The organism is Anaerotruncus rubiinfantis (assembly GCF_900078395.1).
GTDB classification, from domain to species: domain Bacteria; phylum Bacillota; class Clostridia; order Oscillospirales; family Ruminococcaceae; genus Anaerotruncus; species Anaerotruncus rubiinfantis.
This window is the reverse complement of the sequence record NZ_FKLA01000008.1, coordinates 167,173-190,394: the sequence shown is the minus strand read 5'-3', so window position 1 is coordinate 190,394 and position 23,222 is coordinate 167,173. Positions and strand designations below refer to the sequence as shown.

The following is a 23,222-nucleotide window of genomic DNA, read 5'->3' as shown; positions in this document are numbered from 1 at the left end:
GCGTTCCGCGCTTTGCGAAGCGCGGGCCGAGGACACTGTCCCGGCGCCCTTATGAACTTTTAAAAAAGTTCAATCAAAATTTTCTCGCCAGCCGTCAACCAAAGGCCGCGATCGATTCTTCGATCTTTGCGAGGCGCTCCCGCGCTTTTGCGAGACGGGCACGTTCCGCGTCGACCACAGCCGCCGGCGCTTTCGCGACAAAGCCCTGGTTCGCGAGTTTGCCGTTCACCGCGGCGATCTCCTTTTCCACCTTGGCCTTTTCCGCGTTCAGACGGGCGATCTCCTTCTCCCGGTCGATCAGTTCGTCCATCGGGATGAAGATGCGCGCCGCGTCGGTGATCACCTGCACCGCTCCCGGAATTTCAAAACTTCCCGCCACCTTCACCTCCGATGCGGACGCAAGCCGCAGGAAGAATGGGACGCCCGCTTCAAACACAGCCGGTTCGTCGGTCGCGATATAGATACTGGCTTTTTTGGAAGGCGGCACGTTCATCTCCGCGCGGCGGTTGCGGATCGCGCGGATGGCGGCCATGACCATTTCAAACTGCGCTTCCTCCGTGGCAAAGTTGAGCGCTTCGTCGTAAACCGGCCAGGACGAAACCATGATGCTTTCGCCCTCATGCGGCAGCGCCTGCCAGATTTCCTCGGTGATGAACGGCATAAACGGATGCAGAAGCTTGAGGATGCCCGTCATGACATAGACCAGCACCTGCTGCGCCGCCAGCGCCGTTTCGCCGCCAGCGCCCAGCCGCGCCTTGCAAAGCTCGATATACCAGTCGCAGAAGATATCCCAGATGAAGTCGTAGAGCTTTTGGACGGCCATGCCAAGCTCGAATTTGTCGAGGTTGTCAGTAACCTCTTTGACAAGGGTGTTATATTTGCTGAGCACCCATTTGTCCTCAACCGTGAGGGAGGCGGGCAGTTCGGGCTTTTCGACCGCGTCGGACAGGTTCATCAGGATGAACCGCGAAGCGTTCCAGAGCTTGTTGGCAAAGTTGCGCGAGGCGTTCACCTTTTCGTCCGAAAAGCGCATATCGTTGCCCGGGGAGTTGCCGGTGGCAAGGGTGAAGCGCAGCGCGTCCGCGCCGTACTGGTCGATGACTTCGAGCGGATCGATGCCGTTTCCAAGGGATTTGCTCATCTTGCGGCCCTGCGCGTCGCGCACAAGCCCATGGATCAGCACCGTGTCGAACGGCGTTTCGCCCATGTGCTCGATGCCCGAGAAGATCATGCGGGCGACCCAGAAGAAGATGATGTCGTAGCCGGTCACCAACGTGTTGGTCGGGTAAAAATATTTGAGATCCTCGGAATTGTCCGGCCATCCCAGGGTTGAGAACGGCCAAAGCGCCGAAGAGAACCAGGTGTCGAGCGTGTCGGGGTCCTGATGGATATGCGCGCTGCCGCAGTGGGCGCATGCGGTCGGTTCCTCTTTCGACACGGTGATTTCCCCGCAGTCGTCGCAGTACCAGGCCGGAATCCGGTGGCCCCACCAGAGCTGACGCGAAATGCACCAGTCCTTGACGTTATCCATCCAGTTAAAGTAGATTTTATCGAAGCGTTCGGGGACAAATTTGGTTTTGCCGGAACGCACCGCTTCGTTCGCGGGCTTCGCAAGGGGCTCCATCTTGACGAACCACTGTTTTGAGATCCGCGGCTCGATCGTGGTGTCGCAGCGGTAGCAGCCGCCGACATTATGCTTGTAAGGCTCGACGCTTTTGAGGTAACCGCCCGCTTCCAGCTCCGCAATGATCGCCTTGCGGCACTCTTCGCGGGTCATGCCGGCAAATTTTCCGCCGTTTTCGTTGATGGTGGCGTCCTCGTTCATCACATTGATGACCGGAAGGTTGTGGCGCAGGCCGACCTCAAAGTCGTTCGGGTCGTGCGCCGGGGTGATCTTCACGACGCCGGTCCCGAAGTCCATTTCGACATAGCTGTCCGCGACAATCGGGATTTCTTTATTCACGATCGGCAGCAACACCATCTTGCCAATCAGGTGCTTGTAGCGCTCGTCGTCCGGATGAACCGCCACGGCGGTATCTCCGAGCATCGTTTCCGGTCGGGTGGTCGCAATTTCGAGCACCTCTCCGGTGCCGACGATCGGGTAGTTGATATGCCAGAAGAAACCGTCCTTTTCGGAGTAGTTGACTTCGGCTTCGGAGATTGAAGTTTTGCAGTGCGGGCACCAGTTGATGATCCGCTCGCCGCGGTAGATGAGGCCCTTGTTATACAAATTCACAAAAACCTCGCGCACCGCCTTGGAACAGCCCTCGTCCAGCGTAAAGCGTTCGCGCTCCCAGTCACAGGAGGAACCGAGCTTCTTGAGCTGATCGATGATACGGCCGCCGAATACACGTTTCCACTCCCATGCGCGCTCCAGAAACTTTTCGCGGCCGAGCATCTCCTTGGTGAGGCCTTCCTTACGCATCGCCTCCACGATTTTTGCCTCGGTGGCGATCGACGCGTGGTCGGTGCCGGGCAGCCAGAGCGCGGCGCGGCCCTGCATCCGCCGAAAACGGATCAGGATATCCTGCAGCGTCTCGTCGAGTGCGTGTCCCATGTGCAGCTGGCCGGTGATGTTTGGCGGTGGGATGACGATGGTATACGGCTCCTTATCGGGATCCCGTTCGGCGTGAAAATAGTTCCCGTCGAGCCAGAATTGATAGGTTCGGTCTTCAACCTGCTTGGGGTCGTAGACCTTTTCGAGTTCCTTGCGCATTCTATTTCCTCCAAATCCAATAGGCTGGTACAATACCTTATATTATATCGATTATTGGGCATAAATTCAAGGATTACACGAAAGAAATGCGCCGAAACGGCAGAAAAGCCCCGGTGCTTTGCACCGGGGCTTTTCATGGAAGAAATGAAATTTTACGGATTTACAACATTGACCGGTCTGCCCGCGAGGAACTGCCGGAAGTTGTCGACGGCGATATCCATCAGACGTTGGCGGCTCTCCTTGGGCGCCCAGCTGATGTGCGGCGTGATGATGCAGTTCTTCGCCCCCAAAAGCGGGTTGTCCCCCTTGATCGGCTCGGTCGATACCACATCCAGCCCCGCCGCGTAAACCTTCCCGCTGTTTAACGCGTCCGCCAGGTCCTGCTCCACGATGAGCGGACCCCGCGAGTTGTTCAGGATGATCACCCCATCCTTCATCTTCGCGATGTTTTCCCTGCTGATGATCCCCTGCGTCTCCGGGAACAGCGGGCAGTGCAGCGCGATCACATCCGAGGTTTTCAGCACCGTTTCCAGATCCACATATTCCGCCAGCGCTTTTCCGCTCTCATTCGGATACGAATCGTACGCGATCACCTTCATCCCCAGCGCCTTCGCGATCCGCCCCGTCGCCTGACCGATCCGCCCAAACCCGATGATCCCCATCGTTTTGCCCGCAAGCTCGATCAGCGGGTAATCCCAGAAGCACCAGTCGTCGTTATGCTCCCATCTGCCCTCGTGCACCGCCTTGTTGTGGTGCCCGATGTGATGGCAGATTTCCAGAAGCAGCGCGATCGCGAACTGTCCCACCGCGTCGGTCCCGTAGGTCGGGATGTTGCACACCGGTATCCCGCGTTCTTTCGCCGCCCCAACATCCACGATGTTGTAGCCGGTCGCCAGCACCCCGATGAACTTCACATGCGGGCATTTCTCCAGCGTCTCCCGGCTGATCGGGGTTTTGTTCGTGTAAACCGCGTCCGCGTCCCCAATCCGCTCCGCGATCTTCTCCGCCGGCGTCCGGTCATAGACCGTCAGTTCTCCGAGCGCTTCCAGTTCCCCCCATGAAAGGTCGCCCGGATTCTCGGTGTAGCCGTCCAATATCACGATTTTCATAAAAGTTCCTCCTTATCCGGCAAACGCCTCAGTCTTCCACCATTGCCCACGCGCGGTTGATCACACGCTTCGTGTTCGCAAGGATGATATCCGCGTCCTCGTCCCCAAACGGCGACACCTCAAACGACAGCACATACGGGTCGGCCGGGTTGAAGAAGCCTTCTTCCTTCAGCACCGTGAAGAAATCCACCAGCTCCTCCGTGTCGTTCGCGCTGTTCGGGAATCCGAACCGCGGATGCTTGTCTCCGTATGCCGGGCATCCTTCCTTCACCACCGCGTTCCCTATGTGGAAATGCGTGATGTACGGCCGCAGCGTGCGCACCACGAATTTGCTCGTCTCGTAGGTGGTCGGGAAATGGCTCAGGTCCACCATCAGGCCGAAGTTGCTGTGCGTCAGCCGCATATCCGCCGCGAACCGCGCCGCCAGCGGCGCCGGCCCGATCAGCGCAGCTTTGTCCATGTCGTAATCGAATACCTCGAGCTCCACCATCATGCCTTTTGCCTCCGCGTAATCGCACACCGCGCGGGTCGTTTTCAGAAGCTGCGCATACGCTTCCTCCTTATGCGCCGCCTCCCATTTGCCCGCCAGGAACGCGATGCCTTTCGCACCCAGGTATTCCGCTTCGTCCACCGCTTCAATCAGGGTGGCCTCCGCCTTTTTGCGCCCCTCTTCGTCCAGGTCGTTCGGGTTCAGCTTCGGCCCCAGCAGCCGCGGCTGCGCTCCATAGCACACCTTCAGGTGGCTCTGCTCCAAAAGCGCCTTCGCTTTCGCGCGCGTCTCGTCATCCCCGACTTTGCACACTTCCACCGCATCGAAAAATTCGTCGCATGCGATCGTCTTCAGGCTTTCCAGAAGCTCACGCCCAGGGTGGCTCATCCACTGGATCGTTCCTACTTTGAAATATTTGTGAATGCTTTCTCGCATCGATTTTCACTCCTTTTGTTGCTGCGTTTACCGTTTTGTCAAAGGAAACTGCGTCCCCACATAAGGGAGGTACCGTTTGAAGCCTTCCGCATACTGAATCCCACGTTTGGCCCAATCCTTGGCCTGAAAGCCTCTGTGGGTGGCAAAATGGGTGTAATATCCGCCCAGGTGCGGCTGACAGGCAAACTTTGCGACCGCCTGCATCTTGATTTCATAGACGTCGTCGATCTCAATGTAGGTATCGGCACGGAACTCATTAAACTCCGAATGCGGGACGGTGCTTTCAAAGAAATAGACATTGGGGAAATAATGCGCCGGCGTATCCGGGAACGCCCCGATCTGCGCGGCGCTGCTGAGCGCGCGTACCACCGCTTTTCCCGTGATCTCATGATCCAGATTGAGCGGGTCGCTGATCCAGTGGGTAAGGATCAGTTCCGGCCGGATTTCCAGAATCCGCTTGGTGAGCAGCCGGATGCGTTCCTCATCCATGGTCAGCGGATAATCGTTATAAGCGTAAAATTCGATTGTGGCACCCAGAAAATCCGCGGCCGCCTGAGATTCCTCGTGACGGATTTTAGAGCATTCCTCCACCGTACCGCCGGTGGTGTTGCGCCAGTAGTCGCCCGATTCCCCGCGCGAACCATAAGTGAGCGCAATGATGTGGACGTTCCATCCGTCCCGGATGTAGCGTGCGATCGTGCCGCCCGCGCGGGTACAGTAGTCCGCCGCGTGAGCGCTCACGACCAACATGTCTTTTTTGCCCATGGAGGTCTCCTTCCCAGCAGATGTTCAGGGCTTATAACCCATCTTTTCGAGCTGGTCGATGATATTGTGGCGGCCCGCGCTTCGGCTTGCGCCCATCGCGACAAAGCCTGCCGCATCGTCGAGCGAGGCGATGCCGCCGCTCGCTTTGATTTTGACCTTGTCGCCGAACGCATTCAGCAGGAGTCCGATATCATGCACCGTGGCGCGCCCCGGGCCAAAACCGGTGCAGGTCTTGATGAATTTTGCGCCGTTATCGACCGCAATCTGCCCTGCGGTCAGCTTCTGCTCATCGGTGAGATAGCCAGTCTCGATGATCAGCTTGATTTCCACACCGTAACCGGCGGCCAAATCCGCCATCTGGCGCACTTCATTCCCGACGAACGCATAGTCCTCGCTGAAGAACTTGTGCAGGTTCATCACCATATCAATCTCATTGACGCCCGATTCGAGCGCGAGCTCGGCCTCCTTCAGCTTGGTCGCGGTCATGTGGTTGCCCATCGGGAAACCGACCGCCACCTGCGCATGAACTTTGGAGCCCTTCAGCCGCTCGGCTACATACGCGCCCATGACCGGGAACACCGCCACTGCCGCAAAGCCATAAAGCAGTGCTTCGTCGCAGGTTTTTTCGAGCAGTTCCTGGGTGCAATTTGGAATCAATGCGTTGGAATAGTCAATTTTAGAGATGACGTCTTTGATAAACGCCTCGTCCTGAGGCAACGAAAGCAATTTCATGACAGAATGCCTCCTATCTGATTGCGTGCTGATCCATTTCCTTCTGGAACCGCCTGCAGGCGACCGCGAGGCCGTCCGGCTGGTTGAATACCGTATAAACGCCTGTAATCAGAATATCCGCGCCGATTTCGACGCTCCGTACTGAATTGGGGTAATCGATCGCGCCGTCCACCGAGATGAGAAAATCGGTCCCGGTGCTTCTGCGCAGCTCGCACAGCTCTTCGAGCCTGCCGATGGCGTCCGGCATGAACACCTGGCCGGCATAGCCCGGTTCGACCGACATCAGAACCACCATATCGCAAAAGCGCACCAGCGGCTCCAAAAGTGAAATCGGCTGCGAAGGATTGATGATGACGCCCGCCTTCATGCCATTGTCGCGGATGCGTTTTAACAGCCGCCGGGAAAAATTGGTGCTGTCCAGATGGAAGCTCAGGTAATCCGCGCCGTCAGCCGCCATCCGTTCGACATACTGGAACGGGTCGGTCACCATCAGGTGGACGTCCAGCGTGAGCTGGGGATATTTTTGATGGATGGTTTTGACAATGGAAAGCGGGAACAGGATGTTCGGTACATAATTCCCGTCCGCAAGGTCGATATGCACAAAATCCACGCCGCCTTCAATCAGCTGGTCAACCTGGTCCCCCATATGAAGCAGGTCGCAGTTGGCCAGGGAGGGTGCATTGATTGCCATATCCGTTCCTCCTTACTTCCCGTAGCATGCCCGGAATTCATCCGCGCGTTTTTTAGCCAGCTTCGACAGATCCACCACATCCGACATCATGATGATGAGGTTGTAGCCTTTGTCATAAAGCTTCTTGGCCCCATCAAAGTCGTTGGCCACAGTGGCCAGGAATTTCTTCGACGGGATGACGATGTCCTCAATCCGCTTGATGGCCGCTTGAACCTCCGGATCGTTTATCTGGCCCATCTTGCCCATCGAGGTCGAGAGATCCATCGGGCCGATGAAGATGCCGTCAAGCTCCTCCACCTCCATGATGCCGGGGAGGTTGTCGATCCCGGTCGGGGTTTCGATCGCGACCATCACGAGGTTCTCGTCGTTTGCGCGGCTCAGGTATTGTCCGCGGTTCATTCCGTAACCGGCCGCGCGCGGGCTGCCCGCAATGCCGCGGACGCCGAACGGCGGATACTTGCAGCGGGAAACCGCTTCGACCGCTTCTTCCTTGGTGTTGACATACGGGACCGAAACGCCCATGACGCCGCAGTCCATAATCCGCTTGAGGGAGATCAGATCGTTCCACGGCGCGCGCGCGAACGGCGCGGCGCCCGTGGCTTTGATCGCCTGGCACATGCTGAGGACCGTCTGGTAATCGACAGGAGAATGCTCCACATCGATCACCAGAACGTCAAACCCTGCGTTTGCCATGATTTCAGCCGAGACATTGCTTGCCATATGAAGCCACGCCGCGGAAACCTTGCCCTTTTCCTTCAGTTTCCGCTTGACTTCATTGTGATACAGTTCTTCCATAATTACGCTCCGTTCTTCCGGTCACTTCTGCAGGAACTCTGCGGTCTTGGCCGATTCGTATTCCTGATAAAGTTTGGTGGTTTTGATCTGGCCGATCAGTTTCTGATCCGCTTCGGTGAACGGCTTGTCAAACGCTTCCGCGGCGCTGCGCAGATGGTGCGGCTTGCCCGTGCCGTAAACAACCATGTCAATCCCATCCTGGGCCAGGCACCACCGCAGCGCGGCGTCAGCCAGCGCGCCGGTCTCAGTGATTCCCGCTTCCTTGGCCATATGGAACAGCTGGCCCTTCATATAGGCCTCGCGGTCGACAACTCCCATCCCCTGCTCTTTTGCAGCTTTGAGGACCTTGCGGTTCGCCTGGTAATCGGCAAAATTGTAGTTGATGTAGACCACGTCAAAATAACCGGATTCGATCATTTTGAGATAGGTTTCCTCACCGGAGAAGGTATCCGCACACGCAAAGCGGATGAGGCCTTCCTGCTTGAGGGCAGCGATGTTGCGGCCGAGTTTTTCGAGGTATTCCGGATCGTTGTCAAACGCGCACTTCATCGGCGCGATGTTGAAAAAGTCAATGGTGTCCCGCTGCAACAGCTTCAGGATGCGCTGCGCTTCGGCGCGCAGCAGCTCGAGGTTGCCCATCTTGACGTTATTCTCGTCATAGGTGTAAACCATCCCCTCCGGGCGGGTCTGGATGTAAATTTCACGCGGCGGGGGCATCTGCTTCAGGTTGCGCCCGAGCGCTTCCTTCTCGGAATCCTGGGTCACGTCGTAAAAGTTGATCCCAAGATCGTAGGACTCTTTGAGCACTTTGAGCCGGTTCTCGTTGCCGAAACCGTCAAAGATCACGCCAGGTGTGGTGCTCTTCGAAAAATCCTCGTTGAAGCCGCGGGATTTCCCGGTTGGCAGGTATTCATGCCCGCCCATGCCCAGCACCGAAATCTCGATGCCGGTTTTCCCAAGCGGAATATATTTCATAGCGGTAATCCTCCTATCGTAAAAGTGAAGGCAAATGGGTTACGTTCCGTACATCAGTTTCGGCGCCCACAGGATGATGTCCGGGAATATCGTCAGGACGACCACCTCTATCAGCACCGCGACCAAAAACGGAATACTCTCCTTCAGGAACTCCGGCATCTTACAGTCGAGCACACCGCATATCGTGTACATCGCAACGCCGACCGGAGGGGTCAGGATACCGGTGGTGACGACAACCGACATAATGATACCGAAAAAGATCGGGTCAAATCCGAAGTTCTTAATAAGCGGCAGCAGAATGGGAGTGAGCAGCAGGATGACGACCGAGCCCTCCATGAACATACCGAACAAAAGCAGGAACACAACAACGATCGCCATAACGACCATCGGCTCGGAAGTGATCCCGGTGATGAAGTTGGTGATCTTCTGCGGGATCTTGTCGATCGGGATACCGTAACCGAAGATACCGGACATCGAAATCATGAACATGATCGCACCGACGTCCACAATCGCTTCTTTCAGTGTTGCAATCAGCTTTGGAATTGTCAATTCTTTGTAGATGAAGAATCCAACCACCAGCGCGTAGACACAGGCGCACGCGCCGACTTCGGACGGGGTAAACAGTCCCATGCGGATACCAACCAGCAGCAGGATCGGGAAGATCAGCGCCCAGATGGTGTCGCCCAGGGAGTAGAGGATCTCTTTGAAGCTCGCGCGCTTTTCACGCGCGGGTTTGAATCCGCGGATATGCGAAGTGATCGAAACGGTGGTCATCAGAATGACCATCATGAGGACGCCCGCCGCCAGTCCTGCGGCGAACAGCCGTCCGATCGAAACCTCACCCACCGTGCCGTACAGGATCATACCAACTCCCGGCGGGATGGTCGAGGTGATCAATGAAGTGTAGCCGATGACAGCCCCGGTGTAGCCCACCGGGTAACCCTGGCGTTTCATTTCAGGGCCCAGGATACGGGATTCCATCGCCGCGTCCGCGTTCGAGGAGCCGGAAACGCCGCCCATCAGAGTGGAAAGCACAACGCTCACCTGCGCCATACCGCCGCGCATGTGTCCGCACAGCAGCATGGAAAGCTTGATCAGCCGGTCGGTGATACCGGAAGAGTTCATCAGGCTGCCGGCGAAAACAAACAGCGGCACCGCAAGCAGGGTGATGTTCTGTGTTTGGGAGATCGGCAGCTGAACGATTGTGGTAATTGGGAATTCGGGATGCTGCAGGAAAAAAGTCGTTCCAGAGATCGCAATGGAAAATCCAACGGGTGTTCCAATTGCAAGCAGTATGATAAAGGTAATCACTACTACTACCAAGCAAATTCCTCCTCTTCATTTCTTGCGGCAGGCCGGTTGGGACCGGCCTGCCGCAACATTTCAACTCAAAAATGTCAAAAGACTGTGCGTTCGTCCTCGTCTTTCACCGTGTGATACATTTTGATCAATGTGGTGACCACCATGGACGCACAACACACCGGCACGCTCAGGGTAACCCAAGTGTAGCTGAGGAAAGGAATTCCCTGGAATGCGCGATACCAGGTTTTTACTGATTGGATTGCACCCAGATAAACCATCGCGATCAGAAATACAAGGCAGATCAGGTAAATGACTAGTTTCAATGCCTTTTGCGGCTTTCCGCCCATCCGGTTGAAGAGGATATCCACGTTGACCAGCTTTCCTGCCCGGAAAGCGATGTCAGCGCCAAGGAAAGTACTCCAGGTGAACAGGAGCAGCGCAATGTCGGTTCCCCAGTTGATCGGATTTCCAAGAGTGCGCAACATTGCCGAGATAAAGATGACGGCAACACTGGTCACCAGGCCGAAAATCGCCACAACCAGTTCCACCTTACAGAAACCTTCGTAAAACTTCTTCATATTCTCCGCCCTTTTCTTTCGCGCGATAGCGATTGTTCATTTAAGCTGTGCGGCCAAGCTCCGCGAAGATCGCATCGCGTGCTTCCATAAGGTTCAGTTCCTCGTAGGCTTTCTTGCTGGCTTCTTTGAACGCGGCGATGTCCATCTCTTCATACGGGACATATTCCATGCCGGCGTCGATCATGGCCTGTTTTGCGGCGTCGGTGTCTTTCGCCATCTGTTCGGAAACTTCGAGGCCCGCTTTGTCGCACTCCTCGGTCAGGATCTTCTGGTACTCTTCCGGCAGAGCGTCGAACCACTCAGCGGAGCAGACCATGAAGTTGTTCTGGAAGAAGTGCTGGGTTTCAAGGATGTACTTCGCAACTTCCTGAATTTTCAGGTTGTTCGCGGCGATGTACGGCAGCTCGCATCCGTCGACAACCTTGGTCTGGATGCCGTTATACATTTCACCGTAAGCAAGGGAAACAGCGGTGCATCCGAGGGAGTTGACGCCGGAGACCCAGATCGGAGCGCCCGCGGTGCGGATCTGCATGCCTTTGAGTTCGGCAGGGCTGGTGCCTTTCTTGTTCGAGAAGATGTTGCGGTAGCCCTGGACATAAGCGAAGGAGATAACCTTGATGTTGTGGTCGGCTTCCAGTTTCTGCTCCCAGCCGTCGATTGTCGGGGAACCTTCGACCAGCTGCTTGACTTCGTCGAGGCTCTCGAGGAAATACGGGGCAAGCAGGACAGAGAATTCATTGACATAGTTACCCAGACGCGCGGCGTCGGTCTGCCAGCCAACGTTGGTGCCCTGTTTCATCTGCTCAAGGACATCTTCCTCAACACCCAGCTGGCTGTTTGGATAGACATCGATGACCAGTTTGCCGTTGGTCTTCTCGCTGACGGCTTCCGCCCATTTCAGGTACGCGCCGTGGAACGGGTCCTGCTCGGTGAGGGTGTGACCGAACAGCAGGGTGTAGGTTTCGCCGTCATCAGCCGGGGCTTCGCTCTCAGCGGGAGCGCTCGCCGCGGGAGCGGTGGACGCCGCCGGCGCGGCGGATGAAGCGGGCGCGCTGCTGCCTCCGCAGGCTGCGAGGGATACCATCATGGCCAGTGTACAGATGATTGCGAGGGTTCTCTTTTTCATAATGATCCTCCTAATCTACTTCTTGGAATTAATCATATAAGCTGACGTTTTTACATCTCGCTTATTCAAGTAAATAATATTATAACTTTGTTTTGTAGTCAACCGAATTTCGCTTATTTTGTCACATCCTATAAGATTTTTAGGGTAAATTTATGTATATCGCGGTCTTGCGCATGTGTACATGTCATATTTTATGGGGTTTTCACAAAACCCCAGCCCATCTCCTGTACAAACTTTCAATTGCCAGCCTGTAATATTTCTTTTATAATAAAGTTGTATTATTATTTCGATGCACTCTGTACGCGCGGCAAGATTTATGATATGATAAGCTTGGGTTGATGTGGACTGCAAATCAGCCCAAGCTTATCCAGCAAGCAAAGGAGTATCGGTATGTCTTACAATAACAACGCGAGCCAGGAAGTCAGCGATTACATCATCAACAATATCCAGTCCGGCGTTTGGAAGCCAGGGGACAAAATCTGGTCGGAAAGCGAGTTCTGCGCCCATCTGGATGTGAGCCGGATCGCCGTCCGGGATGCAATTGCAAGCCTTTCCGCGATTTCCGTCCTCAAAAAAGTCAAGGGGTCCGGCACCTATGTCGAAGATCCGGACAACGTCTCGCTTGAAGGGATCCGTTGTTTTCTCATGAAGACCGAGGACATGCTGGAACTGATGGAATTCCGACACATTATGGATTCCTACTGTACCGAACTCTTCGCCGAACGCGCCACCGAGGAGGAGATCCGCGATCTCGAGGAGTGCTATTATCAGATGCTTCAAAATTACAAAAATAAGGAGCGCTACGATTATTTCGCCAACGAATTCCACCTGAAAATCGCGCGCGGCTGCAAAAACCAGTTCATTTCCAAGGTCATGGAATACCTGCGCGACAGCATGCTCACCCACCAGAACATCCTGTCCCATGAAATCAACCGCAAGAAGTACCAGATCGGCGTCACCTACCATTACCGGATGCTTCAGATGATCAAGCAGCGTGATTCCGAGATGGCCGGCGCCTACTGCCGGTACCATATCCGTGAGTCGATGGAGCTGTTCCGCAAAATCGTTTCCGAGAACCAGAAAAAGGCCGCCTCGGAAAATAAATCGGAAAATAAATAAAAAAATCGACCGCTGCTCCCAGCAGCGGTCGATTTTTATTGGTCTAAGTATATGAGCGGGTCCAAAAAACGGCTGCCCACCCGCAGCTCCAGATGTAAGTGGTTCCCGGTCGAATTCCCAGTCGAGCCGACTTCCGCGATCTTCTGGCCCTGTTTCACCGTCTGCCCGGCGGAAACCATCAGGGCGCTGTTGTGGCCGTACAGGGTCTGGGAACCATCCGCATGGTCGATGATGACGCACCGGCCGTATTCCCCATACCACCCGGCAAGCGAAACTTTCCCTTCGGCGGCCGCATAGACCGGTGTGCCGCGTGGCGCTGCGATGTCGATTCCGTTGTGTCCATGATAGTCATAAAAATCAGCGGAAAGCCATCCGCGCCCTTTGAGAGGGTTTGCAAAGGATACCTTCGAGGCGCCGCCGTCCACAGTCCGGCTTTCGAGCACCTTCGCACCCCGCCGCACCACTTCGTTGACCGGCTTGGCCAGTTCCCTTGACTGGACCGAGACAATCCGCACCGGGATGCCTCCTTCATAGACCACCTGGAAGGTTGTCTCCTTTTCACCCATGACACCGTCGCTGACGTGTTCGGTATAGCCGCGGTAATAATTCGGCAGTTCGATGTAATCGGTGCGAAAGGGGATCTTCTCCGTGAATGTTACAGCGCGCGTTTCCCGCACAACCTGAGCGCGGGCTTCGGCTTTCATACCCGGGGCCACGGCATAAAACAGGAACACCGCGGCCGCCATACACGCCATCCACAGCAGCTTTCCAAATATCCCGCTTGATTCTGTCATTTTCCCTGCTGTCGTCTTTCGGATCTTGACCGCAGGTTTTTCCATTGATCGCCCTCCTTTTCCTTGGTTCGCCTTGCGGCTCATCAACCATGATAACGGCTGGTTGTGAACATTTTATGAATGTCACAATTTTTTTACCGTCCTTTCATATTATTGGAAACATCCCCCTCCCCCCGCTTGCAGCCGCTGGAAAAAAGCCTGCCGCGCTGGAAATGCCGGAAGATTCTTCCCCTTTGCCGCTCCCTTCAGGCGCTTGAAAAAAACAGGAAAATAAGGTATGATGAAAGCTGGCACGTATAAATATGTATCATTTGCGATACGTTGTTTTAAACAGCCGGCCAGGGCCGGCCACAGGGAGGCAGAATCATGTCCGCTATTTTGGAGGAAATCAGTAAATTTCTGCAGCAGGGCCGCGCGCCCGCCGTCAAAGATGCTGTCAATAAAGCGATTGAAGCCGGGATTCCTCCGCAAGAGATTCTGGACGGCGGCCTGCTCGCCGGGATGAATGTCATCGGGGAAAAGTTCAAGCTGAATCAGGTCTTTATCCCCGAGGTGCTCATCGCCGCGCGCGCCATGAACGCGGGGATCGATCTGCTGCGGCCCCTGCTCGCCAGCGGCGGAATGGAGAATAAAGGCACGGTCGTCATTGGAACGGTCAAAGGGGACCTGCACGACATCGGCAAAAACCTTGTGAAGATGATGCTCGAAGGCAAAGGGCTCAAGGTGATCGATCTCGGGGTCGACGTGTCCGCGGAAAAGTACCTTTCCGCCGCCGAGGAACATCAGGCGCAGATCATCGCCTGCTCGGCGCTGCTGACCACCACCATGAATGAGATGAAAAACGTGGTTGCGCTTGTGAAAAGCTCCCCGCTCGCAGACCGGGTCAAGGTCATGATCGGCGGTGCGCCGGTCACACAAGCCTATTGCGATACGATCGGCGCGGACCGTTATACGCCCGACGCCGCCACCGCGGCCGAGGTCGCGCTGCAGCTCTGTGTCGGCCGGCCGAATGATTGATCGCTTCCCGCGCCGGGAAGCAGGAAGGGGTAACCTATGTTCTGTAGAAAATGCGGCAGCGAGATTGTCGAGGACAGCGTCTACTGCTCCTACTGCGGCGTAAAGATCGAGGAGGAACCCTCTGGCGATGAGCCCCGCGAATCCGCGCCCTCCGCTGCGCCGGCCGAACAGCCGGATGACGGCTGCATTCGGCCGGGCATGCCCAAAAAGCGCTGCTCTGAATGCGGCAAGGAGCTGCCGGGCAGCTCCACTTCAGACACCTGCGCCATCTGTACCGTACGTATCCGCAACCGGGAGCGCGCCGAACAGGAAAAACGTGACGAACAGGCCAACGCGAACCGCGACCGGTACGATATCTCGGATGAATTCGACCAGAGTGTTTTTGAGAAGGAGCGCGGAAACTATTACCGCGCTCCGGCGGGCTATTCCGGCCCCGGCCACAAGCAGAGCTATGACTATTACAATCCGCATAAAACCCGCGGCGACGGCAGCCGCAAAGGCTGCCTGATCGCTCTGGTCATCGCGGGGGTCGCACTGATTCCGTTTATCCTGACAGCGGTCATCGGTCTGTTCTCCTTCGCCAGCGCCACCCCCGAACGGGAACCCGACCTCACGGTGGAGCCGGAATTTTCCATCAGCGAGCCGGCAGAACCGCTCCCGGACGACTGGAATCTCCCGGGTCAGGCCGGGGATAACGCCTATTCCTATACGGTGGATGAGGTTTATGATTACTTTCTCGTACCGGCGGCGGAAGAAACCCTTTCCAGCATGCTATGGCCCGATGACGAGTTCGCCGTGACTGTTCACCGGGATTCTCTCGTTTCAGACGGCGCTTACATCTATGTCTCCGGCTTGTTCAGCCGCACCCATGAAGGTGTTTACGAGGAGGATCCGTTCGTTTTTGGGGTGATGATCTCTGAACTCAGCTATTTCCCGCTCTCCCTTTTCCTGAGCGGCGAAGAGCTCTTCGACTACCGTTACGAGATCGATAACCAGGGCTACCTCACGCCGGAGGGCGCCGAAGTCTTCGGGATGGAGCCGGGCGACCAGCTCTTTGATGATCCGCTCTTCTTTCTTGATGAATTGCAGGAAGGCGGCGACTACGACATGTATCCCTTTGACACCGGCGACAGCGGTTCCTCCGATTTCAGCGGATTTGGCGATTTTGACGGGTTCGACAGCAGCTTCGGGGCTGTTTGATATTTTTAATGTGAAAAGGCCCGGCAATCCCATGGGATTGCCGGGCCTTTATCGTTTGTCATTCGTCCTCTTTTCCCAATTCCTCGGCGTCGCTGATGGCGCTGTTGAACCGGTTGCCGAGTCTCAGCCACTCGTGCAGTCCAAAGAGCTCAAACAGATAGATCGGGCTTGAATCCACGCGCGGGTCCTCGGTAACCGGGATGTCGCTCATCGCCTCATAGCAGAGCCTGCCGTATTCCTCGATCCCCATCAGCGCGCCCGCCATGGCATAGTGCATGGTCATGAGGCCGTAGCCCCAGCCGTGCAGCTGCGCGACGCTCACCTTCGGGCTCGCACCGGCCGACGCCATCGCGAACATCTTGGGGCCCTTGACCCGCTGTCCGATTTCGATGATGTCCGCGATCGAACCCGTCCCTTCGACAAAGGTAATGGCCGCGCCCGCGTCAATCGCGTCGTTGCAGCGGCTGATGGCCTCCTCTTTGCCGAGCAGATGATAGGAGTCGGTGCGCGCGATCAGCACGCATCCGGTTCCCTCCAACGCGTAGGCGGCAGCCTTCACCTTGCTGATGTAATCCTCGTGCGGGATGACCTCCTTACCGCGCAGATGCCCACAGCGTTTCGGGAAGGTCTGGTCCTCCAGGTGCACCGCTTTGGCGCCCGCTTTCGCCACCCGTTTGCAGGTGCGGATCAGATTGATCTCATTGCCGAAACCGGTATCGATGTCGACGATCATCGGGATGCTCGTGCAGGAGGAGATCCGCTCCACCGCCCCCACCAGTTCATCGAGCGTCACAAGGCCAATGTCCGGGAACCCACAGAGGCTGGCGGCAAGCTCGCCGCCCGACAGGCACATGGCTTTGAAGCCCGCGTTCTCCACCAGGCGCGCGGATACGCAGTCATAGACGCACGGCGCCATCAGCGGGCCTTCCTCCATCAGTTCCAGAAAGCCCTTTTTTGTTTGATTATTCTCATAAAGCATCTCGATTACTCCTCTGATTTCATTTCTTGATAGACTGCGGTCTTTTTCTGAACCTCCGGGTGGGAAAAGACCTCCCGCATCCCGTAGCTCAAACGGTCGAGTTCGGCGCGGTCCTCCGAGCGCAGCTCCAACGAGGCGGCTTTGAGCGAATCAGCAAATTCCGCCATGGTGTCCGCGCCGGAGATGGCGCAGGTCACCTGCGAATTCTGCAGCACCCACGCGGTTGCGATCACCGCGGAGGAAACGCCATACCGCCGCGCCATACCGGCCACCGCATCCACAATATGCGCAATGCGTCCCGGGAACACCCGCTTCATATATTCCCTGTAAACGGGATCATAGCCCCAGGTGGATTTTTCCGGCGCGGGCCGTCCATCCGCAAAAGCTCCGCCCAAAAGCCCCGCCCCCAGCGGGCTGTAGGCCATGACGCCGAGCCGTCCGTAAGCCGCCGCCGGAAAAAGCTCCTCCTCCGCCGATCGGTTCAAAAGGTTATATGGGTTCTGGATCACCGAAATGGGGCATCCCCCATACCGTTTATGGATCTCCTGCATCGCAGTGATCTGCCAGGCATTGTGGTTGCAGAGCCCCGCGTAGCGGATCTTCCCGTCACGGCAGAGCTGCTCGAACGCCCGCATTGTTTCCTCGTATGCCGTTTCGCTGTCCGGCATGTGCAGGAGATATACGTCGATATAATCCGTAGAGAACCGTCTGAGTGAATCCTCCACCGCCCGCACCATGTGGTACCGGGACGCTCCCGAACCATTCAAAGTCGGGTGGCGTTCATCGATCTGCGCGCCGAACTTGGAGGTGATGATCACCTTATCCCGAAGCCCTTGGACCGCCTTTCCCAATGCGGTCTCCGCATGGATACCGCTGCGCAGCTTATAGATATTCGCGCAGTCGATGAAGTTCACCCCGCAGTCGATCGCCATCCGTATGGTGCTGGCCGCTTCATTTTCGTCGTAAATTCCCCGGAAGCCGCAGCCAAAGGCAATCCTTGACACCTTCAGACCGGTGCATCCCAGCGGGACGTATTTACCCATATACTGCATTGTATCCCCCCGTCAAGCCGAATAGATCAGGTTCGGGAACCAGGTCGTGATGCCCGGGAACAGGATCATCAGGGTCACAAGCACAATCAGCGCCAGGATGAACGGCATCAGTTCCTTCGCCACCTTCAGAGGATTCGCGTCCGCAATGCTGGCCGTGATGTAGATCAGCGTCCCAACCGGCGGCGTGATAAGTCCCATCTGGCAGACCAGCATCCCCACCACGCCAAACTGGATGGGATCAATCCCAAACGCCCGGACAATCGGCACCATCGCTGGGACGATGACCATTTGGATGACGTTGACATCAAGAATCATACCAAACAGGAAGAATACCAGCAGGATCAGTGTCAGCGCCACCACCGGACTGTCGGTGACATCCATCAGCAGCGTTTTCAATGCGTTGGAAACGCCGATCGAACTGATGATCCAGGTGAACACTCCCGCTACCGCAAGGCACGGAAGCACCTTCGCCGCCATCATTGAAGCGCGCGCGAAACAGTTCATAAACTGCTTTATATTCATGCCGTGGTAGATGAAGCTTGAGATGATCACAGCGCACACCACCGCGATCGCGCCGATCTCGATCACTGTGCCGACCCCCGCGACCAGGCAATAGACGACGATTGCCGGAAGCATAAAAGCGAAAAAGGAGGATCGCGCCGTCTGGAAAAAGTATTTCCAGCCGCGCCATGCTTCCTTGGGATAGTTGCGCTTGACCGAAATCATGTAGGAGACCACAAGCTGGAACGCGCCCATCAGAAGCCCTGGCAGCATGCCGCCCAGGAACAGCTTGTTGATCGAGCAGGACAGGTATACCCCCATCAGGACCAGGCCGCCGGAAGGCGGGATGATCGGCCCGATGCAGGAGGACGCGCCGGTGACCGCCGCCGCGTATTCACCGTCGTAGCCATCCTTTTTCATCATCGGGATCATCAGCGAACCGATGGCCGCGGTATCGGCCGTGGCGCTGCCAGACACCCCCGCAAACACCACCGAAGCCAGAATGTTGATATGGCTGAGGCTGCCGCGGATATGTCCGATGGCCGCCTTGCCGAAATTGACGAGACGGTCGCTCATGCCGCCGTAGTTCATCACTTCCCCAAGCAGGAAGTAAAACAGGATGGCGCAGAAATTATAGCTGTTCATCCCGGAGATGAGGCCCTGCCCGATGACCGCCACCGGGATAGAATCCGGGAAGAGAAAGAAGATGCCCGCAACCGCCATTCCGAGGGAGGCGAATACCGGGAAGCGCAGGCACAAGAACAGGAACATGATCCCGAACAGCAGCACCGCTTTGATAATCATGCTTCGCTTTCCCCCTTTTTCGTCAAAAGATAGATATGCTCAACCAGCATATAAAGCGCGGCAAACAGCAAAAGCGCGCCGCCCACAATCACCGGCAGGTACCGGTTGCCTTCATCCAGATTGATCACCGACATGACCATGCCGTGATTCGTCTGCCAGGTGCGCAGGCCAATCTTTACCGTGGCAAACCCCATAGCCGCGGTGACGATATCGATCCCCGCGTCCATCAGGCGGATCGTCCGGCGGGAAAGGATGTTGTCAAGAACGTCCATCTTGATGTGGCTGCAATTTTCCAGCCAAACCCACGCGACGCCGATCGCGCACATCCAGGTCATGAGGTAGATGGACAGCTCCTCCACCCATACGATGGTCACCGCCACAAAATACCGGGTCACCACCTGCACAGTGGCAAGCACCACCAGCACAAACAGGCAGGCGGCCATAATCCAGCGGAAGACATTGCAGATGTCCTTGCGGACTTTTCTATACTTTTCCATAAATCAATCCTCAATCGATGTAGATGCGGAAAACGGCGGCCGGCCATCCCGGACGGTCCGCCGTTTTCCATTACCTTTATGTAAGGCCCTTTTCAGCCTGCCAGAGCACGGATCTCGTCGTACAGACCCGCAGTGTAGAGGGTTCCTTCAAATTCGCCGACAGCGGCTTCTGTGGCCTCCCGGAAGGAATCCAGATCCGCATCAATGAATTCCATGCCGTTGTCGATCATCTTCTGCTTTTCGGTCTCATACATGCTGTTCAGCTCCTGGTCCATGGCGGCATAGGTCGCGGCAACCGCTTCGTTGATCCAGGCCTGCTGCTGTTCGCTCAGTTCACCGAAGGTCTTGGCAGAAGCCCACAGGAACAGGTTCTGATAGATGTAATTGAGTTCCATATAATATTTCTGGATTTCGTAAAGCGCACTGGTGGAGGTGTTGATGACATCGTTGTCCTGCCCGTCGGCCAGACCGGACTGCAGGGCGGAGTACATCTCGCCGCCGGAGATGATGGTCGGGTTTGCGCCCCAGGCGGACCAGATGGTGGTCATCGCGGTCGCTTCCGGGGTGCGGATCTTCAGATTCTTTACATCCGCAACCGACCGGACGGGTGTGTTGGTGGTGGAAAGGCCGCGCGGCATCTGGCGGGAAAGCGCCCCCAGATATTTCAGGCCGTTTGCGCTTTCGATCTTTCCAACCATACCGCCCAGCAGGTCGGACTCCAGGAATTTATTGTAGTGGGTTTCATCATCAAACAGGAACGGGACCAGAACAACAGCCATGTCTCCGCCCTCCTTCAGACCGGAGGAGGTGTCCAGCGCGGCCATGAAGAAATCGAGATCCCCCTGTGCCATCTGCGAATAATGGGACAGGGTGTTGCCCAGCACGCCCCCCATGTTCACGTTCACGGTGATCAGGCCGCCGGAAACCTCGTTCGCCTTCTGCGCAAAGGTGTTTGCAATTGTCTCATGGAAGGTGCCGACCGGGGAGGTGGAACCCATCTTTAAGGTAATTGCCTCCTCTGCCGGGGCTTCCGGTGCAGAGCCGGACGCCGCGCTGCTTGCGGGGGCATTGGACTGGGAACTTGCGGGCGCACTGCCGCCGGAATTTCCGCAGCCAGCCAGAACGCTCAGCATCATGCTCAGGCAAAGAACCATCGCGAGTGTTTTTTTCATCTTTCTTGCTCCTTTCATATCCAAACAATCACAAAAGCTGTGATCGCTTTTTCCATTTGTTTTGGTGCGGGCTATACATTATATTCTGTTTCGGTTTTCGCCATGGTGGTCAGCACCTCGGAACGGAGCATCTCCATGGCAAACTTCTCACGTTCTTTGGGATCCGGTGTCTCGGCCAGGGTTTCATAGGCCCTTCTCGTCATTTCGATCAACGGGGAGGGCGTGTCCAGGAACACGCGGACAAATTTCTCAACCGTTTCCCCAAACTGCTCCTTGGGGACGACCCGGTTGACGAGCCCCATCATGTAGGCGTCCTCGGCCGAAAAATCCCACCCGGTGAGATATGCTTCCAGCGCGCGTTTTTTCGGCATACAGTCGATCGTTTCCACCATGACCATCATCGGTACGCCGCCCATGCGGATCTCAGGGAAACCGAATTTCACGCCTTCCCGCGCAATGGCAAAATCGCAGCTTGCGATCATCCCCATGCCCGCTTTCAGGCAGTCGCCGGAAATCGCGGCGATCAATGGCTTTGTATTCTTGGACGCCAGGGAGCTGTAGCGTGCGATCGCATCCGCATACTTTTCCTTCTCGCCGGGAACTGTGGGGTCCACCCGTCCACCGGTGTAGAAATATTTGTCGTTTCCGGTGATGACCGCGACGCGGATAGTTTCGTCGCGGATTAGGATTTCAAAACAATCCGCAAGCTGCCCAATCCCTTCCCAAGTCAAACCGTTTTTGGTCTCCGGGTTGTCGATCGTAATGGTCATTACGTTGTTTTCCACTTTTGAATAGACTTGCTTTTTTCCTTCCATGGAGCCACTCCTCACGTTTTTGCAACAGGGAAAATCCCACGGCCGGACCGCGCCTTATATCCGGCACGCCCGCAAGCTTCCCTTAGCTCAAAACTAAACTAATTTTTTATAAATGTCAAGTTATTAAATATGGATTCGTTTATTTTTATAAAAAATTAATTCTTTTTTATATAAAACGCTAAATGAAACTATGTTTCACCCTCAAATATCAGAAAAAACGCTGAAGAGGACTCCTTTTTTGCAAAATTGCTATTTGACAAATTTTTTTATTTTGTTTATACTACATCTTGCAAGCAGATACGATTGAATTCCCATTTTTGCTTGTGAAACCGGATGAAACTATGCTATAATAAACGCGGACGCCCGGTTGAAAGCGATGTAATCCATGAGAAATTTACAAATCCGAAAGACATAATAGGAACGGGATATTATGATTGCAAATCGAATCCGCCTGGCACGACAGGCCAACAGCCTTTCCCTGCAACAGCTTGCGGAGCGGATGACCGAACTTTCCGCCCCCATCACGAAAGCGGCCCTCTCCAATTACGAAACCGGCAAAACCGCTCTCAGCCCGCAAGCGATCTCCGCTCTGTCCTCCGCCCTTGGGATGCCGGTGGAATTTTTCCATCAGGACGACTGGGCGGATTTCGACCCGGTCATCTCCACCACTCTGGAACCGCTCCCCGCAGCCCGGATGGCAGAACTCAAGGCCTATGTACAGATCGAGCTGGAACGTTACCTCAGTGTCATCGACGTGCTCAACGATCAGCGGCACCCCGTGCCGTACACCCAAACCCGTGTGCATCTCGACGAACCCCGGGAAATCCGCAGCGTCTGCGACGAAGTCCGCCGGCTCTGGGGCATTGGCAGTTACGCCATCCCCAGCGTCTGCAACCTGCTGGAGAGCCACGACTGGCTTCTCTTTTCTCTGCCGTACGCGTTTGGGCACATCAATTTCTCCGGCGTCGAACATTCCCGGGACCTGCGATTCCTCTTTTATACGCCGATCCCATTCCAGGACGAATTCCGCTTGCTGCTGCTGCAGGAGTTGGGGCGGGCCTATCTGATCTGCGAGCCGGAGGAGGAAGCTGCTGTCCTGTCCTATTTTGCCCGGGAGCTTTTGTTCCCAAAGGTGCTGGTGGAACAGGAATTTGGGACACGGCGCAGCCATATCCTGGAGGAGGAGCTCGACCGCGCGAAACAGAAATACGGCATTGCGCGCAGAAATATTATGCTGCGGCTCAAGGAGCTCGGGATCATCTCGGAAAGTTACTACAACAACTTCTTGATGTATCTGAACCAAAACAGCTTTATGCGCAGGGAAAGCCGCATTTCCTCGATGCTCTGTTTCTTCGAAGACCCTTCCGCGTATGCGGCCAAAGTTGCAAGGGCCAAGGCGGAAGGGCTGCTGCCCAATGACTTTGGAAGCTTTTTTATGTAAAATCGATTACGCCTTTCCTTTTAACCTGGGGGGCCTGTGCGGATGGAAGCCGCACAGGCCCCCCTTTTTTCATTGTATAGCAGCAAAAAATGTGATAAGATGAAGCTGATCAAACTG

General features: G+C 55.9%; 22 protein-coding genes. 4 read left to right on the top strand and 18 right to left on the bottom strand.

What is annotated here, in order from left to right; translation table 11 throughout:
* Positions 1-94: 94 nt before the first annotated feature.
* The 11 genes from BN4275_RS03250 to BN4275_RS03200 all read right to left on the bottom strand — a co-directional run bounded on the left by BN4275_RS03250 (position 95) and on the right by BN4275_RS03200 (position 11,714).
* Positions 95-2,716 (bottom strand): valine--tRNA ligase, encoded by a 2,622-nt coding sequence (locus BN4275_RS03250; protein WP_066453800.1) that lies wholly within the window; start codon positions 2,714-2,716, stop codon positions 95-97.
* A 152-nt stretch (positions 2,717-2,868) separates the two neighbouring features.
* Positions 2,869-3,825 carry a D-2-hydroxyacid dehydrogenase gene (locus BN4275_RS03245; RefSeq protein ID WP_066453797.1) on the bottom strand — a complete coding sequence of 319 codons (957 nt, stop codon included), beginning with the start codon at positions 3,823-3,825 and terminating at the stop codon, positions 2,869-2,871.
* A gap of 28 nt (positions 3,826-3,853) precedes the next feature.
* Positions 3,854-4,750 carry a sugar phosphate isomerase/epimerase family protein gene (locus BN4275_RS03240; RefSeq protein WP_066453795.1) on the bottom strand — a complete coding sequence of 299 codons (897 nt, stop codon included), beginning with the start codon at positions 4,748-4,750 and terminating at the stop codon, positions 3,854-3,856.
* 27 nt (positions 4,751-4,777) lie between these two features.
* The gene (locus tag BN4275_RS03235; protein WP_066453792.1) at positions 4,778-5,515 is read right to left on the bottom strand and encodes a PIG-L deacetylase family protein; all 738 of its coding nucleotides are present in this window, start codon (positions 5,513-5,515) and stop codon (positions 4,778-4,780) included.
* 24 nt (positions 5,516-5,539) lie between these two features.
* The gene (deoC, locus tag BN4275_RS03230; RefSeq protein ID WP_066453790.1) at positions 5,540-6,247 is read right to left on the bottom strand and encodes a deoxyribose-phosphate aldolase; all 708 of its coding nucleotides are present in this window, start codon (positions 6,245-6,247) and stop codon (positions 5,540-5,542) included.
* Between the two features lie 13 nt (positions 6,248-6,260).
* Positions 6,261-6,938 carry a ribulose-phosphate 3-epimerase gene (locus tag BN4275_RS03225; RefSeq protein ID WP_066453788.1) on the bottom strand — a complete coding sequence of 226 codons (678 nt, stop codon included), beginning with the start codon at positions 6,936-6,938 and terminating at the stop codon, positions 6,261-6,263.
* Positions 6,939-6,950: 12 nt separating this feature from the next.
* Positions 6,951-7,733 carry an HpcH/HpaI aldolase family protein gene (locus BN4275_RS03220; RefSeq protein ID WP_066453786.1) on the bottom strand — a complete coding sequence of 261 codons (783 nt, stop codon included), beginning with the start codon at positions 7,731-7,733 and terminating at the stop codon, positions 6,951-6,953.
* 21 nt (positions 7,734-7,754) lie between these two features.
* Positions 7,755-8,708: an aldo/keto reductase gene (locus BN4275_RS03215; RefSeq protein WP_066453784.1), complete on the bottom strand. Its 954-nt coding sequence runs from the start codon at positions 8,706-8,708 to the stop codon at positions 7,755-7,757.
* A gap of 39 nt (positions 8,709-8,747) precedes the next feature.
* A complete protein-coding gene (locus tag BN4275_RS03210) occupies positions 8,748-10,031 on the bottom strand; it encodes a TRAP transporter large permease (RefSeq protein ID WP_066453781.1) in 1,284 nt (427 codons plus the stop codon).
* A gap of 74 nt (positions 10,032-10,105) precedes the next feature.
* Positions 10,106-10,588: a TRAP transporter small permease gene (locus BN4275_RS03205; RefSeq protein WP_066453778.1), complete on the bottom strand. Its 483-nt coding sequence runs from the start codon at positions 10,586-10,588 to the stop codon at positions 10,106-10,108.
* Positions 10,589-10,628: 40 nt separating this feature from the next.
* A complete protein-coding gene (locus BN4275_RS03200) occupies positions 10,629-11,714 on the bottom strand; it encodes a C4-dicarboxylate TRAP transporter substrate-binding protein (RefSeq protein WP_207734362.1) in 1,086 nt (361 codons plus the stop codon).
* Positions 11,715-12,104: 390 nt separating this feature from the next.
* On the opposite strand from BN4275_RS03200, the gene BN4275_RS03195 reads away from it, so the two are divergent.
* A complete protein-coding gene (locus BN4275_RS03195) occupies positions 12,105-12,833 on the top strand; it encodes a FadR/GntR family transcriptional regulator (protein ID WP_066453775.1) in 729 nt (242 codons plus the stop codon).
* Positions 12,834-12,868: 35 nt separating this feature from the next.
* Here the strand turns inward: BN4275_RS03195 and BN4275_RS17650 are convergent, their stop codons facing one another.
* Entirely contained in the window at positions 12,869-13,672 is an 804-nt protein-coding gene (locus BN4275_RS17650) for a peptidoglycan DD-metalloendopeptidase family protein (protein WP_066453773.1), read from the bottom strand.
* Between the two features lie 321 nt (positions 13,673-13,993).
* Here BN4275_RS17650 and BN4275_RS03185 point away from each other — a divergent pair, with 321 nt between their 5' ends.
* Positions 13,994-14,644, top strand: coding sequence for a cobalamin B12-binding domain-containing protein (locus BN4275_RS03185; protein WP_066453769.1), 651 nt, complete (start codon positions 13,994-13,996; stop codon positions 14,642-14,644).
* A 36-nt stretch (positions 14,645-14,680) separates the two neighbouring features.
* Entirely contained in the window at positions 14,681-15,844 is a 1,164-nt protein-coding gene (locus BN4275_RS03180; protein ID WP_066453766.1) for a zinc ribbon domain-containing protein, read from the top strand.
* 58 nt (positions 15,845-15,902) lie between these two features.
* Here BN4275_RS03180 and BN4275_RS03175 read toward each other — a convergent pair whose 3' ends face one another.
* The 6 genes from BN4275_RS03175 to BN4275_RS03150 form a co-directional block, all read right to left on the bottom strand.
* Complete coding sequence (locus BN4275_RS03175; protein WP_066453763.1) at positions 15,903-16,823, bottom strand: isocitrate lyase/PEP mutase family protein; 921 nt, start codon at positions 16,821-16,823, stop codon at positions 15,903-15,905.
* Positions 16,824-16,828: 5 nt separating this feature from the next.
* Positions 16,829-17,866 carry an aldo/keto reductase gene (locus BN4275_RS03170; RefSeq protein ID WP_161940174.1) on the bottom strand — a complete coding sequence of 346 codons (1,038 nt, stop codon included), beginning with the start codon at positions 17,864-17,866 and terminating at the stop codon, positions 16,829-16,831.
* Between the two features lie 21 nt (positions 17,867-17,887).
* On the bottom strand, positions 17,888-19,180 hold the full coding sequence (locus tag BN4275_RS03165; RefSeq protein WP_066453759.1) for a TRAP transporter large permease: 1,293 nt from the start codon (positions 19,178-19,180) through the stop codon (positions 17,888-17,890).
* The gene (locus BN4275_RS03160; protein WP_066453757.1) at positions 19,177-19,677 is read right to left on the bottom strand and encodes a TRAP transporter small permease; all 501 of its coding nucleotides are present in this window, start codon (positions 19,675-19,677) and stop codon (positions 19,177-19,179) included. The genes BN4275_RS03165 and BN4275_RS03160 overlap by 4 nt, the downstream gene beginning before the upstream one ends.
* A 92-nt stretch (positions 19,678-19,769) precedes the next feature.
* Positions 19,770-20,849, bottom strand: coding sequence for a TRAP transporter substrate-binding protein (locus tag BN4275_RS03155; protein ID WP_066453747.1), 1,080 nt, complete (start codon positions 20,847-20,849; stop codon positions 19,770-19,772).
* Positions 20,850-20,920: 71 nt separating this feature from the next.
* Entirely contained in the window at positions 20,921-21,664 is a 744-nt protein-coding gene (locus BN4275_RS03150; protein WP_066453743.1) for an enoyl-CoA hydratase/isomerase family protein, read from the bottom strand.
* Positions 21,665-22,094: 430 nt separating this feature from the next.
* Between BN4275_RS03150 and BN4275_RS03145 the strand changes: the two genes are divergently transcribed.
* The gene (locus tag BN4275_RS03145) at positions 22,095-23,105 is read left to right on the top strand and encodes a helix-turn-helix domain-containing protein (protein ID WP_066453740.1); all 1,011 of its coding nucleotides are present in this window, start codon (positions 22,095-22,097) and stop codon (positions 23,103-23,105) included.
* Positions 23,106-23,222 lie beyond the last annotated feature (117 nt).

What these genes read in the sequence shown, in the direction of transcription:
- BN4275_RS03175 (WP_066453763.1), bottom strand. Translation starts at nt 16,823, where the DNA reads ATGCTTTATGAGAATAATCAAACAAAAAAGGGCTTTCTGGAACTGATG.
- BN4275_RS03245 (WP_066453797.1), bottom strand. Translation starts at nt 3,825, where the DNA reads ATGAAAATCGTGATATTGGACGGCTACACCGAGAATCCGGGCGACCTT.
- BN4275_RS03185 (WP_066453769.1), top strand. Translation starts at nt 13,994, where the DNA reads ATGTCCGCTATTTTGGAGGAAATCAGTAAATTTCTGCAGCAGGGCCGC.
- BN4275_RS03220 (WP_066453786.1), bottom strand. Translation starts at nt 7,733, where the DNA reads ATGGAAGAACTGTATCACAATGAAGTCAAGCGGAAACTGAAGGAAAAG.
- BN4275_RS03240 (WP_066453795.1), bottom strand. Translation starts at nt 4,750, where the DNA reads ATGCGAGAAAGCATTCACAAATATTTCAAAGTAGGAACGATCCAGTGG.
- BN4275_RS03150 (WP_066453743.1), bottom strand. Translation starts at nt 21,664, where the DNA reads ATGGAAGGAAAAAAGCAAGTCTATTCAAAAGTGGAAAACAACGTAATG.
- BN4275_RS03215 (WP_066453784.1), bottom strand. Translation starts at nt 8,708, where the DNA reads ATGAAATATATTCCGCTTGGGAAAACCGGCATCGAGATTTCGGTGCTG.
- BN4275_RS03195 (WP_066453775.1), top strand. Translation starts at nt 12,105, where the DNA reads ATGTCTTACAATAACAACGCGAGCCAGGAAGTCAGCGATTACATCATC.
- BN4275_RS17650 (WP_066453773.1), bottom strand. Translation starts at nt 13,672, where the DNA reads ATGGAAAAACCTGCGGTCAAGATCCGAAAGACGACAGCAGGGAAAATG.
- BN4275_RS03165 (WP_066453759.1), bottom strand. Translation starts at nt 19,180, where the DNA reads ATGATTATCAAAGCGGTGCTGCTGTTCGGGATCATGTTCCTGTTCTTG.
- BN4275_RS03205 (WP_066453778.1), bottom strand. Translation starts at nt 10,588, where the DNA reads ATGAAGAAGTTTTACGAAGGTTTCTGTAAGGTGGAACTGGTTGTGGCG.
- BN4275_RS03160 (WP_066453757.1), bottom strand. Translation starts at nt 19,677, where the DNA reads ATGGAAAAGTATAGAAAAGTCCGCAAGGACATCTGCAATGTCTTCCGC.
- BN4275_RS03200 (WP_207734362.1), bottom strand. Translation starts at nt 11,714, where the DNA reads ATGAAAAAGAGAACCCTCGCAATCATCTGTACACTGGCCATGATGGTA.
- BN4275_RS03180 (WP_066453766.1), top strand. Translation starts at nt 14,681, where the DNA reads ATGTTCTGTAGAAAATGCGGCAGCGAGATTGTCGAGGACAGCGTCTAC.
- BN4275_RS03145 (WP_066453740.1), top strand. Translation starts at nt 22,095, where the DNA reads ATGATTGCAAATCGAATCCGCCTGGCACGACAGGCCAACAGCCTTTCC.
- BN4275_RS03170 (WP_161940174.1), bottom strand. Translation starts at nt 17,866, where the DNA reads ATGGGTAAATACGTCCCGCTGGGATGCACCGGTCTGAAGGTGTCAAGG.
- BN4275_RS03225 (WP_066453788.1), bottom strand. Translation starts at nt 6,938, where the DNA reads ATGGCAATCAATGCACCCTCCCTGGCCAACTGCGACCTGCTTCATATG.
- deoC (WP_066453790.1), bottom strand. Translation starts at nt 6,247, where the DNA reads ATGAAATTGCTTTCGTTGCCTCAGGACGAGGCGTTTATCAAAGACGTC.
- BN4275_RS03250 (WP_066453800.1), bottom strand. Translation starts at nt 2,716, where the DNA reads ATGCGCAAGGAACTCGAAAAGGTCTACGACCCCAAGCAGGTTGAAGAC.
- BN4275_RS03155 (WP_066453747.1), bottom strand. Translation starts at nt 20,849, where the DNA reads ATGAAAAAAACACTCGCGATGGTTCTTTGCCTGAGCATGATGCTGAGC.
- BN4275_RS03235 (WP_066453792.1), bottom strand. Translation starts at nt 5,515, where the DNA reads ATGGGCAAAAAAGACATGTTGGTCGTGAGCGCTCACGCGGCGGACTAC.